The sequence below is a fragment of the Pseudomonas algeriensis genome, from assembly GCF_048847255.1.
Classification (GTDB): Bacteria; Pseudomonadota; Gammaproteobacteria; order Pseudomonadales; family Pseudomonadaceae; genus Aquipseudomonas.
In genome coordinates, this window is the sequence record NZ_JBKKRK010000012.1 from 32,123 (window position 1) to 48,605 (window position 16,483).

Below are 16,483 nucleotides of genomic sequence, written 5' to 3' on the forward strand. Positions count from 1 at the left end.
ACGATCAACGGTCACTTCCCGCCGCTTAAAATGCTCTAATTCGCCCCTCGCGCTCATAAAAGAACCGACTCGCCCATGGATATCAAAAAACTCTGGCTCAACCTCCAGGATTTCTGGGGCGCCCTTGATCAACATCCGATCCTGCATTCGAGCCTTGCGCTGGTGTTGCTGCTGGCGATCGCGCTGGTGCTTGGACGGGTGGCGCGCTATTTGATCCTGCACGGCGCCAAGCTGATCGGCCGCCAGCCGGCGCTGCACTGGGTCAACGACCTGCGCCAGAACAAAGTTTTTCATCGCCTGGCGCAGACGACGCCGTCGCTGATCATTCAGTTCGGCTTGCACCTGGTGCCAGGGCTGAGCAAGACCAGCATGATTTTCCTGGGCAATGTCGCGCTGTCCTTCACCATCCTGTTCGTGTTGCTGGCCATCAGCGCCTTGCTCAGCGCCCTGCTGGACGTCTACGCCCGCACCGAACACGCGCGCACCCGCTCGATCAAGGGCTACGTGCAGCTCACGAAAATGGTGTTGTACGTGTTTGGCGCGATCATCATTGTCGCCACGCTGATCGATCGTTCGCCGCTGTTGCTGCTGTCGGGCCTGGGTGCGATGTCGGCGGTGATCCTGTTAGTCTACAAGGACACCCTGCTGTCGTTCGTCGCCAGCGTGCAGCTGACCAGCAACGACATGCTGCGGGTTGGCGATTGGATCGAAATGCCACAAGTGGGCGCCGACGGTGATGTAGTGGACATCACGCTGCACACGGTGAAGGTGCAGAATTTCGACAAGACCATCGTCTCGATCCCCACCTGGCGGTTGATGTCCGAGTCGTTCAAGAACTGGCGCGGCATGCAGCAATCCGGCGGACGACGGATCAAGCGCAGCCTGTTCATCGACGCCAGTGGCGTGCGCTTCCTGCATGACGACGAAGAGCAGCGCCTGTCCCAGGTTCGCCTGCTGACTGATTACATCGGCCGCAAACAGGCCGAGCTCAAGGCCTGGAACGAAGCCCAGGGCAACGTCGCGGCGATGTCGGCCAACCGTCGGCGCATGACCAACCTGGGCACCTTTCGCGCCTATGCCCTGGCCTATCTGAAAAGCCACCCCGAGATCCAGCCGAACATGACCTGCATGGTCCGGCAGCTACAGACCACCGCCCAAGGGATCCCGCTGGAGATCTACTGCTTCACGGGTACCACCGTGTGGGCCGACTACGAGCGCATCCAGGGGGATATTTTCGATTACCTGCTGGCGGTGATGCCGGAGTTCGGGCTGGGCTTGTACCAGCAGCCGAGCGGCACGGATTTGCGGGCGGGACTGCTGCCGGCGGCGCTGGGGGCGAGTCACTTGTCGGAGCCGGAGAAGCAGGCGGTCTAAAGCCAACCCCATTCGCCTGTGGGAGCGAGCTTGCTCGCGATAGCAGTGTGTCAGAAACATAGATGCTGACTGGTACAACGCCATCGCGAGCAGGCTCGCTCCCACAGAGGTCAGCGTGTAACGAGCGGTTGGCGTACCCCCAACCGACTGATCCACACCGCCGCCAGTATCACCGAACCACCCAACACCAACCGCCCCAGCGCCTCGTGCTGGTTCCAGATCAGCAGGTTCACCAGCAACCCCACCGGCACGTGCAGGTTATTCATCACCGCCAGCGTGCCGCCGTTGACCAGGCACGCGCCTTTGTTCCACCAGTAGAGGCCCAACGCGGTGGAAACCAGGCCGAGAAAGACCAGCACGCCCCACTGCAACGGCGCTTGCGGCCAGAAGTCGGCTTTGCCGAACAGCAGGAACGCCGGCAACGCCACCATCAATGCACCGAGGTAGAAATAACCGAAACGCCGGTAATGCGGCAGATCGCTTGGGTGACGCGCCACCAAGTGCTTGTAAAGCACCTGCCCGGCCGCGTAGGTGAAGTTGGCCAGTTGCAGCAGCAGGAAACCCATGAAGAAGTCCGGGTTGATCCTGTCATAACGAATCACCGCCGCACCGGCCACGGCCACCAGTGCCGCAACCAATGCCCAGGGATTGAAGCGCCGATTGAGGGCGTCTTCGATCAAGGTCACGTGCAGGGGTGTAAGGATGGTGAACAGCAGCACTTCCGGCACCGTCAACACCCGGAAACTCAGGTAGAGGCATACGTAGGTCACACCAAACTGCAAGGCACCGATCAAGAGCATGCCGCGCATGAACGACGGCTCGACCTGGCGCCAGCGCGTCAGGGGGATGAACACCAGCCCCGCCAGCACGACCCGCACCAGCACCGCGAAATAACTGTCGACATGCCCCGCCAGGTATTCGCCGATCAGGCTGAAGGAAAACGCCTGGATCAGCGTTACAAAAAGTAGATAGCCCATACCGCCCCTCGTTTTGAATGGCGGCGAAGATAGCGGGTTTTGGTGGTTGTCGCGAATCTCCGAACACTGAACCCTGTGGGAGCGAGCTTGCTCGCGATAGCGGCAGGCCGGCCAACATCTACATGGCTGATCCACCGCTATCGCGAGCAAGCTCGCTCCCACATGGGCATTCAGCGAATGGAATATCCCAGGCAAAAAAAAGCCCGATCTCGCTTAAGCGTTCAATCGGGCGGGTGCACTCAGGAGCTGTGAAAGTGCGAAGGGAGGTTCGATGCGCAAAACGGTTTGAAGGGAAGCGCCGAGTCACTAGAACACCCGGCGATTATCCGAAGATTAACGGCTCAGGCGACCTGGGAAAGCTTGGCGTTGGCCTGGTTCAAACCCTTCTCCTGGAAGTCGCCGCCCAGGTTCATGCCCTCGGCATGAATGAAGGTCACGTCGTGGATACCGATGAAGCCCATGACCTGGCGCAGGTACGGTTCCTGGTGATCGGTGGCGCCGCCGGCGTGGATGCCGCCGCGAGCGGTGAGCACGAAGGCGCGCTTTTCGGTCAGCAGACCTTGAGGACCGGTGGGGGTGTATTTGAAGGTCACACCAGCACGCAGCACATGGTCGAGCCAGGCTTTCAAAGTGCTGGGAATGGCGAAGTTGTACATCGGCGCCGCCATCACCAGGACATCGGCGGCCAGCAGTTCGTCAGTCAGTTCGTTGGAGCGTTCCAGCGAAGCGTTCTCGATGTCGTTGCGTTGCTCGGCAGGCTTCATCCAGCCGCCCAGCAGGTTGGCATCGAGGTGCGGCACCGGATTGATTGCCAGGTCGCGGACGTTGATCTCATCGGCCGGGTGCGCGGCTTTCCACTGGCTGATAAACGTTTGGGTCAGTTGACGGGAAACCGAATCTTGCTGGCGGGCGCTGCTTTCGATGATCAGGACGCGGGACATGGCTTGTAGGCTCCATCTGAGAATGTTGTCAGTCGATGGAGTGAAGGTTAAGCGTGATCATATCGATGAAAAAGCGCAAATAATTGCTGCGAACCATCGATATTTTCGTTTATAAGCGGAGCAAGCTTTGTGATGCTGCCCCGCCGCTGGCTATTTCGGCTTGCAGGTCAGCTCGATGCGCAGCTTGATGATGTTGCGGTTGAACTTGGCGGTGGCGTTCTTGAACTTGCCGGCGGCGACTTCGATGTTGCGGGTGCGCGGCGCCTCCGGGCCGTTGCGGAACACTACTTTGCAGGTTGCATCGGTGCTGCCGTAGTTGTTGACCTGGATCGAGCCGATGTCGGCGTCGGTGTCATAGGCGTTGTAGTCGATGCTCAGGCCGTTGAGGTGTTTTTCCACATCGATCGGGTAGGCAAATGCAGTCAGCGGCAGCAGGGCCAGCACCGCACAACAGATTTTTTTCATTCGGCAGTCTCCACCAAGGGACCGCCAGCTTAGGACAAGAGGAGCTCAATATGAAAGCGCCCCGCGTGACCCTTGATCAATGGCGAACGTTGCAGGCGGTGGTGGACCACGGTGGTTTCGCCCAGGCCGCCGAAGTGCTGCACCGCTCGCAATCGTCGGTGAGCTACACCGTGGCTCGCATGCAAGACCAGCTCGGCGTGCCGCTGCTGCGCATCGATGGGCGCAAGGCGGTGCTGACCGAGGCCGGCGGCGTGCTGCTGCGCCGCTCGCGGCAACTGGTGAAGCAGGCCAGCCAACTGGAAGACCTGGCCCACCACATGGAGCAAGGCTGGGAAGCGGAAGTGCGTCTGGTGGTGGATGCGGCCTACCCCAACGCCCGCCTCGTCCGCGCCCTCACGGCATTCATGCCACAAAGCCGGGGCTGCCGGGTGCGCCTGCGCGAAGAAGTGTTGTCGGGCGTCGAAGAAGTGCTGCTCGAAGGCGTGGCCGACCTGGCCATCAGCGGCTTCAGCATCCCGGGTTACCTGGGCGCGGAGTTGAGCGACGTCGAATTCGTCGCGGTGGCCCACCCCGAACATGCCCTGCATCGCCTCAACCGCGAACTGAGTTTCCAGGACCTGGAAAGCCAGCTGCAAGTGGTCATCCGTGACTCCGGTCGCCAGCAGCCCAGGGACGTCGGCTGGCTCGGTGCCGAACAACGCTGGACCGTAGGCAGCCTGGCCACCGCCGCGACGTTTGTCGGCAGCGGCCTGGGGTTCGCCTGGCTGCCGCGGCACATGATCGAACGAGAGCTCAAGGAAGGCTTGCTCAAGCGTCTACCCTTGGAGCAAGGAGGCAGCCGCAACTCGACTTTCTATCTGTTCTCCAACAAGGAAAAACCTCTGGGCCCGGCCACGCAAATCCTCATCGAGCTGCTGCGCACCTTTGATACCGCGCCGCTGGATGCGCCGTTCGCCGCACCTGAACAAGCCTGACAAGGAACTCGCCGATGGCCTATTTTGCGCACGAAGGTTGCAACCTGCACTATGAGGAATATGGCCACGGCGCGCTCCTGGTGCTGGTCCACGGGTTGGGCTCCAGCACACGGGATTGGGAAAAGCAGATCCCGGTGCTGTCCGCCCGCTATCGCCTGATCGTGTTGGATGTGCGCGGACACGGTCGGTCCGACAAGCCGCGTGAGCGCTACAGCATCGAAGGGTTCAGCGACGACCTGAGCGCCCTGATCGATTACCTCGGCCTGGGCGCGGTGCATCTGGTGGGCTGGTCCATGGGCGGCATGATCTGCTTCCAACTGGCCGTGGACGAACCCGCGCGGGTCAAGAGCCTGTGCATCGTCAACAGCGCCCCGGAGGTCAAGGTCCGCACGCCCGACGATTGCTGGCAATGGTTCAAGCGCTGGAGCCTGATGCGGCTGCTCAGCCCGGAAACCATCGGCAAGGCCCTCGGTGCCAAGCTGTTCCCCAAGCCCGAACAGACCGAGTTGCGCCTGGAAATGGCCCGGCGCTGGGCAATGAATGACAAACGTGCTTATCTGGCCAGCTTCGACGCCATTGTCGGCTGGGGCGTACAGGAACGCCTGTCGCAAGTTGCCTGTCCAACCCTCATCATTTGCGCCGACCACGACTACACCCCGGTGGCGCTGAAAGAAGCCTATTCAAAGCGTTTGCCTGACGCACGACTGGCAGTCATCACCGATTCACGGCACGCTACGCCGCTGGATCAACCCGAACGCTTCAACCAAACCCTGCTCGAATTCTTGATCGCAATCGATTCCACTACTCAGGATCACTGAACCCATGCTGAAAAAAATCGCCCTCGCCGCCGGCTCCGTCCTCTTTGCTGCCAACCTGATGGCCGCGCAACCGGCCAAGGCCCCTCACGTATTGCTGGACACCACCAACGGTCAGATTGAAATCGAACTGGACCCGGTCAAGGCCCCTATCAGTACCAAGAATTTTCTTGAGTACGTTGACAGCGGCTTCTACAACAACACGATTTTCCACCGTGTGATCCCGGGCTTCATGGCCCAGGGCGGCGGTTTCACCCAACAGATGCAACAGAAAGACACCAAGGCGCCGATCAAGAACGAAGCCAGCAATGGCCTGCACAACGTACGCGGCACCTTGTCGATGGCCCGCACATCCAACCCGGATTCGGCCACCAGCCAGTTCTTCATCAACGTGGCTGACAATGCCTTCCTCGATCCGGGGCGCGACGCCGGCTACGCGGTGTTCGCCAAAGTGGTCAAGGGCATGGACGTGGTGGACATCATCGTCAACTCCCAGACCACCACCAAACAAGGCATGCAAAACGTGCCGATCGACCCTGTGATCATCAAGTCGGCCAAGCGCATCGACTAAACCCGCAGGGCAAGCCTGGGCGGCGTCGGCGATCCCGCGCCGCCCACAGCAAGAAAGGAGAGCCCTGCCCGGGCTAGGTACCCCATGGTTTATCGCCGTTTCGAAAAACTGATCGACATCTTCCGCGACGCGCCGACTTCGGCCCCGCCGAACCGCGTCCTGCCCTTTTACACGTATTACCTGAAACAGGTCTGGCCCAGCTTCGCCGTGCTGCTGGTGGTCGGCCTGATCGGCGCGCTGATCGAAGTGGCGCTGTTCAGCTACCTGAGCCGCATCATCGACCTGACCCAGGCCACGCCCAACGCAGAGTTCTTCAAGCTCCACGGCCTCGAACTGGCCTGGATGGCGGTGGTCGCACTGGTTCTTCGGCCGATTTTTGTCGCCCTGCATGACTTGCTGGTTCACCAGACCCTGAGCCCCAGCATGACCAGCCTGATCCGCTGGCAAAACCACAGCTATGTGCTCAAGCAGAGCCTCAACTTCTTCCAGAACGATTTTGCCGGGCGTATCGCCCAACGCATCATGCAGACCGGCAACTCGCTGCGGGACTCGGCGGTGCAGGCCGTGGATGCGTTGTGGCACGTGCTGATCTACGCCGTCAGCTCGCTGGTGCTGTTCGCCGAAGCCGATTGGCGCCTGATGATCCCGCTGTTGATGTGGATCGCCGCCTACATCGGCGCGCTCTATTACTTCGTCCCCCGGGTCAAGGAACGCTCGGTGGTGTCCTCCGATGCCCGTTCAAAGCTCATGGGGCGGATCGTCGATGGCTACACCAACATCACCACCCTGAAGTTGTTCGCCCACACCAACTTCGAACAGCAATACGCTCGCGAAGCCATCGAAGAGCAGACTCAAAAAGCCCAGCTCGCCGGTCGCGTCGTGACCAGCATGGATGTGGTGATCACCAGCATGAACGGGCTGCTGATCGTCGGCACCACAGCCCTGGCGCTGTGGTTGTGGACCCAGTCGCTGATCAGCGTCGGCGCGATTGCACTGGCCACCGGACTGGTGATCCGCATCGTCAACATGTCCGGCTGGATCATGTGGGTGGTCACCGGCATTTTTGAGAATATCGGCATGGTCCAGGACGGCTTGCAGACCATCTCCCAGCCCGTCAGCGTCACCGACCGAGATCAGGCCAAGCCGTTGGCGGTGGCCCAGGGCGAAGTGCGTTTCGAGCAGGTGGATTTTCACTACGGCAAGAGAAGCGGCGTGATCAGCGACCTCAACCTGGTGATCAAGCCGGGCGAGAAAATCGGCCTGATCGGCCCGTCCGGCGCCGGCAAATCGACCTTGGTCAACCTGCTGCTGCGCCTTTATGACGTGCAGGGCGGGCGCATTCTCATCGACGGCCAGGACATCGCCCAGGTCGGCCAGGAAAGCCTGCGCGCACGCATCGGCATGATCACCCAGGACACGTCGCTGCTGCACCGTTCGATTCGCGACAACCTGCTTTACGGCAAGCCCGACGCCACCGACGCGCAACTCTGGGAAGCGGTACACAAGGCCCGGGCCGATGAATTCATCCCGTTGCTCTCGGACGCTGAGGGCCGCACCGGTTTCGATGCCCACGTGGGCGAGCGCGGCGTGAAGCTCTCTGGCGGCCAGCGTCAGCGCATCGCTATTGCCCGGGTGCTGCTCAAGGACGCGCCAATCCTGATCATGGACGAAGCGACCTCCGCGCTGGACTCGGAAGTCGAGGCGGCCATCCAGGAAAGCCTCGAGACGCTGATGCAAGGCAAAACCGTGATCGCCATCGCCCACCGCCTCTCCACCATCGCCCGGATGGACCGGCTGGTGGTGCTGGAGAAGGGTCGCATCGCCGAGACTGGCAGCCATGCCGAGTTGCTGGCCCAGGGTGGGTTGTACGCGCGGCTGTGGCAGCATCAGACGGGTGGGTTTGTGGGGATCGACTGAACCCTGGTTATGCACAAAACCCCGTGGCGAGGGAGCTTGCTCCCGCTGGGTTGCGTAGCAGCCCCAAACTGTATCTGGCACTGCGATGTGTCAGATACACCGCAGGGGCCTGCTGCGCAGTCCAGCGGGAGCGAGCTCCCTCGCCACGGGGGCTCAGAGAACTTCAGCACTGCCGATAAGGCAGTGCCGTTTTCGCTTCTTCGGCATACGCCATCACGCCCTCCTGCTCGCGCGCAAGAAAATCCGCCACCGCCGCTTTCAAGCCCGGATGGCGAAGGTAGTGCCATGAACGGGTGATCACCGGTTCGAAGCCGCGAATCAACTTGTGCTCACCCTGGGCCCCGGCGTCAAAACGATGCACGCCGTTTGCAATCGCGTAGTCCATGCCTTGATAGAAACACGTCTCGAAATGCAGCCGATCGAACTCTGCCAGGCAGCCCCAATAACGCCCATAAAAACTGTCGCCCGCCAACAGGCTGAACGCCATCGCCACCGGCCGTGAACCTTGCTTGGCCAGTACCACGCGAATGGCCTCGGGCATGCGCTCGGCCAGCAGGCTGAAAAAAGCACGGGTCAGATAAGGCGCCTGCCGACGCACCGCGTAGGTATTGGCGTAACAGGCATAGACAAAATCCCACTGCGCCTCGTCCAATTGATGGCCTTCCAGCCATTCGAAATCAATGCCCTGCCCCGCCACCTGCTCGCGCTCCTTGCGCATCTGCTTGCGCTTGCGGGAACTGAGCGCGTCAAGGAAATCCTGGAAATCCCGATAGCCGCGATTCTGCCAGTGGTACTGGCAACCGATTCGCTGCAACCAGCCCTCCTGCCTGGCCAATGCCTCGTCGGTGAAGGCGTCGGTGAAGTTGATGTGGGCGCTGGATAGCCCTTCGATCTCCAGATAGCCCGGCAGGCTGCCCAGCAGTTCCAAGCCATCCTCAACACGCGCCGTCAGCAGTCGCGGGCCGCTCACCGGACTGAATGGCACCGCCGTCAGTAGCTTGGGGTAATAGTCGATGCCGGCCCGGGCACAAGCGTCGGCCCAGCCATGATCGAACACGTACTCACCGTAGGAATGCCACTTGCGATAGCTGGGCAAGGCCGCCAGCAGCCGCCCCTCTTCAAGGTGCAGCAGATGCTCGGGCTGCCACCCGGAATGCGAACCCAGGCTGGCGCTGTCTTCCAGGGCGGTGAGAAAAGCGTGGCGCAAGAAGGGTTGGTTGACGGGCACCAGCGCGTCCCACTCATGTGGCGCGATGGCGGACAGGCTGTCCAAGACGTGAAGCGGCATGCGGTTCCCCGATATCCAGACGACGGATTGGGCGAGTATCGCCGATCCGAATCGCAAGGGGATAAAAAAACCCCGCCGGAGGCGGGGTTCAAAGGAGCTGTAACGGATGAAAGTGCAGCGGTGTATCAGGTCAAAATGGCTTAGAACACATACTGGGCACGGACTACGAAACCGTCGCCATCATCATCGCCGTTGGCGTTGGTGACTTTATCGGTCTTGGCCTTGACGTAGGCACCGGTGATTTTCACCGCTTCGTTGGCGTACCAGTTCACACCCAGGTTGTGGACCTTGGCTTCGGCATCGCCCACTTCGCGGGTCGCCGAGGCGGTGGTGATGTTGTCGTCTTCGACGGTCATGCTGTCGAAGCGGTAGAACACTTCCCAAGCGCCGATGGATTTGTTCTGAGGCTTGATGGCGTCGAATTTGCCGAGTTTATAGCCACGGGATTCACCGGTGAGGGTGTAGGCACCCTGGACGTAGAAGCCGTGACCTTTGAGGTCTTCGAACGCGTCGCTGTCAGCCTTGGTCTTGCGGGAGATGTATTCACCCTGGATAGACGCTGGGCCCATGGCGAAAGCGGCTTCCAGGCCGAAGGCGGTGTCGGTGTCGTAGGAACCGGCCGGCGAGTTGTTGGCGCCGCCCAGGACCGGACGGTTGCCGTTAGGGCCGGCGTCATTGCCGCCCAGGGTTTCAACGCCACGCATGCCCAGACGGGAGCGATAACGAGCGTCGAATGCGGTGTCCGAAACGTCACGCGAGGCCACGTTCAAACCGAAGTGCAGCACGTTGCCAGCTTCGTGCATCGGGGCAAATACGAAACGACCGTTGGCTTGCTTGATGCTGTTGCCGTCGGTGTCGTCGGTGTCTTTGCTGAACACACCGGCCGAGACGTAGAACGAATCGGCGAAGGTGCTGGAAGCCTGGATGCCCAGGCCGTTCTGGTGGCCGTTGGCCCAGTCGATCAGGTCGTAGGCGGCGTTACGCTCAGGTGCGGTGACCCATTTGGAGCTGGTGGCTTTTTCCAGGCCGAAATCCGGGTCGAAACGGCCGACCTTGATCGAAACCGGCTTGAAGCCGTTGTAGGCCAAGGAAGCTTCGTCGAAGTAGCCGTTATCGGAATCGCCGCTGTTGTGGGAGAAATCGTAGTTGATGGTGTAGGCCCAGTCCGTGTACAGCACACCGGACAACTCCAGGAAGCCACGGCGGATGTAAGCGGCATCGGCTTTGTCACCGTTGTCGGTGTAGATGCCATCGAACTGGCTGTAGTCAGCCTGCAAACGACCGCCGAGCTTGAAGCTGAACTCTTTGTCAGTGGTAGCGACCTCCAGGCCGCCCTTGGTCTTGACCACGATATCGGCGCCGTCAGTGGTCACGGTGCCGGCGAAAGCCTGGGCGGTTACTGCCATTGCCAGAGCGCTGGCGGCAAAACCTGCGAAGTGCTTACGGATCATCGAAGAATTCCCCTAGTTGGTAGTCTATGCGTTAGAAAACACGCGGAACTGGGCCCGCTGGTGTTGGGAGGGGATCTTGGCGATGGGGTGTGTCAGGCAAGTTGCTATCACATAAAGATTTTATGACAGCGGAACTTTTTACTTCGAAAGGGAATAACAGAAATGCCACAAAAATGTGGGAGCGAGCCTGCTCGCGAAGGCGGTGGATCAGTCAGATTCAAGTTGACAGATCTTCCGCCTTCGCGAGCAGGCTCGCTCCCACAGGAGTTTTTTACATTGAACGAGAGATCAACGCTTGCGCAGGATCACGCTGCCGATCGAATAGCCGGCGCCAAACGAGCTGAGCACCGCGACGGAGCCGCTGGGCAAGTCGTCCTGGTAGAGGTGGAACGAAATCACCGAGCCGGCCGAGCTGGTGTTGGCGTAGCGGTCGAGGATCACCGGGGCTTCCTCTTCGCTGGCTTCGCGTCCCAGCAACTTGCGCACGATCAGCTGGTTCATGCTCAAGTTGGCCTGATGCAGCCAGAATCGCTTCACTTCGCCGACGTTCAGCTGGTTTTCCTCCAGGTGGGCGCCGATCAGTTCAGCGACCATCGGGCAGACGTCACGGAACACCTTGCGTCCTTCCTGAACGAACAGTTTGTCCCGGGTGCCGATGCCCTCCTCCGCCGCGCGGTTGAGGAAGCCGAAGTTGTTGCGGATGTTGTTGGAAAACTTGGTGAGCAGCTTGGTGCTGACCACATCGAACTGATACGGCGACGTGGCCTGGTCCGCGCGCTCGATGATCACGGCGGTGGCCGCGTCGCCGAAGATGAAGTGGCTGTCGCGGTCACGGAAATTCAGGTGGCCTGTGCAGACTTCCGGGTTGACCATGAGGATCGCCCGGGCCTGGCCCAGTTGCACGCTGTTGGCGGCGGCCTGGATGCCGAACGTCGCCGAAGAACAGGCCACGTTCATGTCGAAACCGAAACCTTCGATGCCCAGGGCTTCCTGTACTTCGATGGCGATGGCCGGGTAAGGACGCTGCAAGTTCGAACAAGCCACGATCACGCCGTCGATGTCGGCGGCGGTGCGACCGGCGCGTTCCAGGGCCTGCTTCGCCGCGCCGACGGCCATTTCGCAGAGCACCGACCACTCGTCATTGGAGCGCTCGGGCAGGCGCGGCGTCATGCGTTGTGGGTCGAGGATGCCGTCCTTGTCCATGACAAAGCGGCTCTTGATGCCGGAAGCCTTTTCGATGAACGCGGCGTTGGATTCGGTCAATGCTTGCACTTCGCCGCGCTCGATGGCCTCGGCGTTATCGGCGTTGAACTGCGCGACGTAAGTATTGAAGGATTGCACCAGCTCTTCGTTGGAGATGCTGTTGGCCGGGGTGTACAGGCCGGTGCCGCTGATGACGACGTTATGCATGGTCGTGTCTCTATTCTGTTCAGGCAGAAAGTATTGGCACCGACGTACCAACACGCAAAGGGACTTTTCCCATCCGGGGGAAGCAGCCCTGGCATCGCTTTATTCCGATCCGCCCGTGACCTTGAAGCGCAAAACCACGGGACCGGTATTTATAGGCGCGAAGTTTGCCATAAACGCTGGCTTTTGGCCCATGTTCCCTTTTACCAGACAAGAATCCACAGGGAATAGGTGGTGGTCTGATCACCCCTCCACCAACCCCCACTGCTTACCCAGGCGCTTGTCGGAAATCGGCACCTTGGTCCCCAACTGCTGGGCGAACAGCGACACGCGGTATTCCTCCAGCCACCAACGGTAGAGCTCCAGTTGCGGGTCGCGCTTGCCTTCCTGGGCGTGTTTGCTGGCGCGGGCCTGGTATTGAGCCCAGAGATTGGAGAGCTCGCCGCTCCAGACCCGGTCCTTCTGGACCTGGCTGCCCAGCTTCTCGAAACGTTGCTCGATAGCCTTGAGATAGCGCGGCAGTTCCTTGAGCCATTGATGCGGGGTTTCCCGCACGAAGCCTGGGTACACCAAGTGGCCGAGCTGTTGCTTGATGTCGTTCAGCGCCACGGCCTGGGCCAGGTCGATCTTGCCCTTGAAGCGTTTTTGCAGGCCGTGCCAGAGCTTGAGGATGTCCAGGGTCAGCTTCGCCAGGCGTTCGGCGTGCTCGGTCCAGCCGCCGCGCTTGCGTTCGGCCAGGGCCGCCAGCGCGGCACCGTCACGGGGCAGGCTCGGCTCGCCTTCGAGGATGCAGCTGTCGAGGCTCGCCAGCAGGATGTCTTCCACCAGAGCGTCGACGCGCCCCAATTCACGATAGAGCAGGCCCAACTCCGTCAATCCCGGCAGCTTGCCACGGAGGAATTTCGCCGTTTCGGCCAATTGCTGCATGAGCAAACGCTGCAAGGCACGACGGTGCTGGAACTCGGCTTCGGCCGGGGTCGGGAAGCGCCCTTCCTTGACCACGCCGCCCTCTTCCACCAACGCCGGGTACACCGTCATCGACAACCCGGCGATCTTCTGCTGGGTTTTCTCGGCCACCGGTGCGAAGACTTTCGCCTCCACCGGTTCCTGGCTCTTGGCTGTTTGCGGCACGGCCAAGGCGGCCTGGCTGGCCTCGGCAAAACGCGCCGTCAGCTCGGCCAGGTCGCGGCCTTCACCGAGGAACTTGCCCTGGCCATCGACGATTTCCAGGTTCATGCGCAAATGGCTTTCTACCTGCTGCGCCGCTTCCGCCCAGGCGTCATCGCTGACCCGCGCGCCGGTCATGCGCAGCAATTCGCGCCCCAGGGATTGCGGCAACGAACCTTCGGCAAACGTGATGCGTTGCAACGCGGCCTTGACGAAGTCCGGCACCGGCACGAAGTTCTTGCGCAAGGCCTTGGGCAGGTTGCGCACCAGCGCGATGCACTTGGCTTCGATCATCCCCGGCACCAGCCATTCCAGGCGCTCAGGTGGCAGCATCGGCAGCAGCGGCGCCGGTACACGCAACGTGACGCCGTCGCGGGGATGGTTGGGCTCGAAGTGATAGCTTAACGGCAACGTCAAGTCGCCGACGCGCAAGGTGTCGGGGTACTGGTTGGCCGTCACCTCGCTGGCCTCCCGGGCCAGCACGTCTTCTTCGCGCATGATCAACAGCTGCGGATCTTTCTGGCTGTTGATCCGATACCAGCTGTCAAACGTCGCGGTCTGATGAATTTCGGCAGGCAGGCGCGCGTCGTAGAAGGCGAACAGCGTTTCCTCGTCCGCGAGGATGTCGCGGCGACGGGCCTTGGCTTCGAGCTCGTCGAGTTGTTCAAGCAACCGCGTATTGGCGCTCAGGCACTTGGCCTTGGACTGGATCTCGCCACGCACCAGCGCCTCGCGGATGAACAATTCACGGGACACCACCGGGTCCACCGGCCCGTAGTGAACGGGCCGACGACCAACGACGATCAGTCCGAACAAGGTGATCTGCTCATAAGCCACCACTTGCCCGCGCTTCTTCTCCCAATGGGGCTCGAAGTGGTTTTTCTTGATCAGGTGCCCCGCCAGCGGTTCGATCCAGTCCGGCTCGATCTTCGCCACCATGCGCGCGTACAACTTGGTGGTTTCCACCAGTTCGGCGGTCATCAGCCACTGCGGACGCTTCTTGCCCAGGCCTGACGATGGATGGACCCAGAAACGCCGCTGGCGAGCGCCGAGGTAATCGCCGTCTTCGGTTTTCTGGCCGATCTGGCTCAACAGCCCCGAGAGCACCGCCTTGTGCAGTTTCGGATAATCGGCCGGCTCTTTGTTGAGGCTCAACTGCATGTCGCGGCAGATCAGGCTCAACTGGCGGTGGGAATCACGCCATTCGCGCAGGCGCAGGTAGTTGAGGAAGTTCTTGCGGCACCAGTTGCGCAGCGGGTTGGCTGTCAGGGCCTGGCGCTGTTCTTCGAAACCTCGCCACAGATTGACCAGCCCGGCGAAGTCCGAATCCGCGTCCTTCCATTGGGCGTGAGCCTGGTCGGCGGCCTGTTGGCGCTCGGGCGGACGCTCGCGCGGATCCTGGATCGACATGGCGCTGGCGACAATCAGCACTTCCTGCAGGCTGCCCAGCTTCGCTGCTTCCAACAGCATGCGGCCCATGCGCGGGTCCACCGGCAAACGCGCCAATTGCCGACCCAACGGCGTCAATTGGCTGTTACGGTCCACCGCCGACAATTCTTGCAGCAGGTTGAATCCGTCGCTGATGGCCTTGCCGTCCGGCGGCTCGATGAACGGGAAATCGGTGATCTCGCCGAGACGCAGGTGCAGCATCTGCAGGATCACCGCCGCCAGGTTGGTGCGCAGGATTTCCGGATCGGTGAATTCAGGGCGACTGATGAAGTCATCTTCGCTGTACAACCGCACGCAGATCCCCGGCTCGACCCGCCCGCAACGGCCTTTGCGCTGGTTGGCGCTGGCCTGGGATATGGCTTCGATGGGCAGGCGCTGGACCTTCGCGCGATAGCTGTAGCGGCTGATGCGCGCGGTGCCGCTGTCGATTACGTAGCGGATACCCGGCACGGTCAATGAGGTTTCGGCGACGTTGGTGGCCAGCACCACGCGACGGCCCGGGTGGGACTGGAAGATCCGTTGCTGTTCGGCCGGCGACAAGCGCGCGTACAGCGGCAGGATCTCGGTGTGCTTGAGTTGGGCCTTGCGCAGCATTTCCGCGGCGTCGCGAATCTCCCGCTCGCCCGGCAGGAACACCAGCACGTCGCCGGGGCTGCGCCGTTCGCTGCGCTCGTAGGCAGCGATTTCGTCGAGGGTGGCGAGAATCGCCTGGTCGACGGTCAAGTCATCCTCGACCCGGTTACCCTCCTCGTCTTGCTCAAGGGTCAGCGGGCGATACCAGGTTTCCACCGGGAAGGTGCGGCCCGAGACTTCAACGATGGGGGCGTCATCGAAGTGCTTGGAGAAACGCTCCAGGTCGATGGTCGCCGACGTAATGATGACTTTCAGATCGGGGCGACGCGGCAACAGGGTCTTGAGGTAGCCCAGCAGGAAGTCGATATTCAGGCTGCGCTCGTGGGCTTCGTCGACGATGATCGTGTCGTAGCGTTCGAGGTAGCGGTCGTTCTGGGTTTCCGCCAGCAGGATGCCATCGGTCATCAACTTGATGAGCGTGTTGGCGTCGCTCTGGTCCTCGAAACGCACCTGATAACCCACCAGCGCCCCCAGGGGGGTCGCCAGCTCTTCGGCGACACGGCTCGCCACGCTGCGGGCGGCGATGCGGCGTGGCTGGGTGTGACCGATCAAACCCTGCTGGCCACGGCCGATCTCCAGGCAGATCTTCGGCAACTGGGTGGTTTTGCCCGAGCCGGTTTCGCCGGCGATGATCAGCACCTGATGCTTGAGCAGCGCCTCCTTGATCTCGTCGCGCTTGGCGGCGATCGGCAAGTTGTCGTCGTAGCGAATCGACGGCACGCTCGCCTTGCGCGCCAGCACCAGGTCGCACGACGCTTGCATCCGCGCTACCCACTGGGCCAGCTTGGCCTCGTCGGGCTTCTTGCGCAGCTCGAGCAACTGCCGCCGCAACCGGTGCCGGTCGGCGAGCATGGCGTGATCGAGGTTTTTCAGCAGTTTGTCGATAGCGGGGGTTTGGTCAGTCATCAGGTACGCAGGGTTCGTCGGTTTGAGCGAGGGGGCGATTGTCGCAGATTTGCGGCTATTGCGCCGAACACCAGAAGTGGCCTCACCACCGCCCCCTTGTGGGAGAGAGCTTGCTCGCGATAGCGGTGGATCAGCAATCGTTGATGTT

General features: G+C 61.3%; 12 protein-coding genes. 5 read left to right on the plus strand and 7 right to left on the minus strand.

Going from position 1 to position 16,483, the window contains the following annotated elements; translation table 11 throughout:
* The first annotated feature begins 75 nt into the window (after nucleotides 1-75).
* Complete coding sequence (locus ACLK1G_RS18005; protein WP_420766657.1) at nucleotides 76-1,374, plus strand: mechanosensitive ion channel family protein; 1,299 nt, start codon at nucleotides 76-78, stop codon at nucleotides 1,372-1,374.
* 110 nt (nucleotides 1,375-1,484) lie between these two features.
* Here ACLK1G_RS18005 and ACLK1G_RS18010 read toward each other — a convergent pair whose 3' ends face one another.
* From ACLK1G_RS18010 to ACLK1G_RS18020, 3 genes are all read right to left on the minus strand, one after another.
* On the minus strand, nucleotides 1,485-2,351 hold the full coding sequence (locus ACLK1G_RS18010; protein ID WP_420766658.1) for a carboxylate/amino acid/amine transporter: 867 nt from the start codon (nucleotides 2,349-2,351) through the stop codon (nucleotides 1,485-1,487).
* A gap of 341 nt (nucleotides 2,352-2,692) precedes the next feature.
* On the minus strand, nucleotides 2,693-3,292 hold the full coding sequence (locus tag ACLK1G_RS18015) for an FMN-dependent NADH-azoreductase (RefSeq protein ID WP_420766659.1): 600 nt from the start codon (nucleotides 3,290-3,292) through the stop codon (nucleotides 2,693-2,695).
* Nucleotides 3,293-3,442: 150 nt separating this feature from the next.
* Nucleotides 3,443-3,757, minus strand: coding sequence for a 3-phosphoglycerate kinase (locus tag ACLK1G_RS18020; RefSeq protein WP_420766660.1), 315 nt, complete (start codon nucleotides 3,755-3,757; stop codon nucleotides 3,443-3,445).
* 50 nt (nucleotides 3,758-3,807) lie between these two features.
* Here ACLK1G_RS18020 and ACLK1G_RS18025 point away from each other — a divergent pair, with 50 nt between their 5' ends.
* The 4 genes from ACLK1G_RS18025 to ACLK1G_RS18040 all read left to right on the plus strand — a co-directional run bounded on the left by ACLK1G_RS18025 (nucleotide 3,808) and on the right by ACLK1G_RS18040 (nucleotide 8,034).
* Nucleotides 3,808-4,731: a PA3225 family LysR-type transcriptional regulator gene (locus ACLK1G_RS18025; protein ID WP_256233402.1), complete on the plus strand. Its 924-nt coding sequence runs from the start codon at nucleotides 3,808-3,810 to the stop codon at nucleotides 4,729-4,731.
* A 14-nt stretch (nucleotides 4,732-4,745) separates the two neighbouring features.
* A complete protein-coding gene (locus tag ACLK1G_RS18030; RefSeq protein WP_420766661.1) occupies nucleotides 4,746-5,549 on the plus strand; it encodes an alpha/beta fold hydrolase in 804 nt (267 codons plus the stop codon).
* A 4-nt stretch (nucleotides 5,550-5,553) separates the two neighbouring features.
* Nucleotides 5,554-6,117, plus strand: a complete 564-nt coding sequence (locus tag ACLK1G_RS18035; RefSeq protein ID WP_420766662.1) for a peptidylprolyl isomerase — start codon at nucleotides 5,554-5,556, stop codon at nucleotides 6,115-6,117.
* An 84-nt stretch (nucleotides 6,118-6,201) separates the two neighbouring features.
* Nucleotides 6,202-8,034, plus strand: a complete 1,833-nt coding sequence (locus ACLK1G_RS18040; protein WP_420766663.1) for an ABC transporter ATP-binding protein — start codon at nucleotides 6,202-6,204, stop codon at nucleotides 8,032-8,034.
* 163 nt (nucleotides 8,035-8,197) lie between these two features.
* Here ACLK1G_RS18040 and ACLK1G_RS18045 read toward each other — a convergent pair whose 3' ends face one another.
* The 4 genes from ACLK1G_RS18045 to hrpA all read right to left on the minus strand — a co-directional run bounded on the left by ACLK1G_RS18045 (nucleotide 8,198) and on the right by hrpA (nucleotide 16,335).
* Nucleotides 8,198-9,322, minus strand: coding sequence for a GNAT family N-acetyltransferase (locus ACLK1G_RS18045; protein WP_420766664.1), 1,125 nt, complete (start codon nucleotides 9,320-9,322; stop codon nucleotides 8,198-8,200).
* A 140-nt stretch (nucleotides 9,323-9,462) separates the two neighbouring features.
* Nucleotides 9,463-10,773: an OprO/OprP family phosphate-selective porin gene (locus tag ACLK1G_RS18050; protein ID WP_420766665.1), complete on the minus strand. Its 1,311-nt coding sequence runs from the start codon at nucleotides 10,771-10,773 to the stop codon at nucleotides 9,463-9,465.
* Between the two features lie 288 nt (nucleotides 10,774-11,061).
* Complete coding sequence (locus ACLK1G_RS18055; protein WP_420766666.1) at nucleotides 11,062-12,183, minus strand: beta-ketoacyl-ACP synthase III; 1,122 nt, start codon at nucleotides 12,181-12,183, stop codon at nucleotides 11,062-11,064.
* Between the two features lie 240 nt (nucleotides 12,184-12,423).
* Nucleotides 12,424-16,335, minus strand: coding sequence for an ATP-dependent RNA helicase HrpA (gene hrpA, locus ACLK1G_RS18060; protein WP_420766667.1), 3,912 nt, complete (start codon nucleotides 16,333-16,335; stop codon nucleotides 12,424-12,426).
* Nucleotides 16,336-16,483 lie beyond the last annotated feature (148 nt).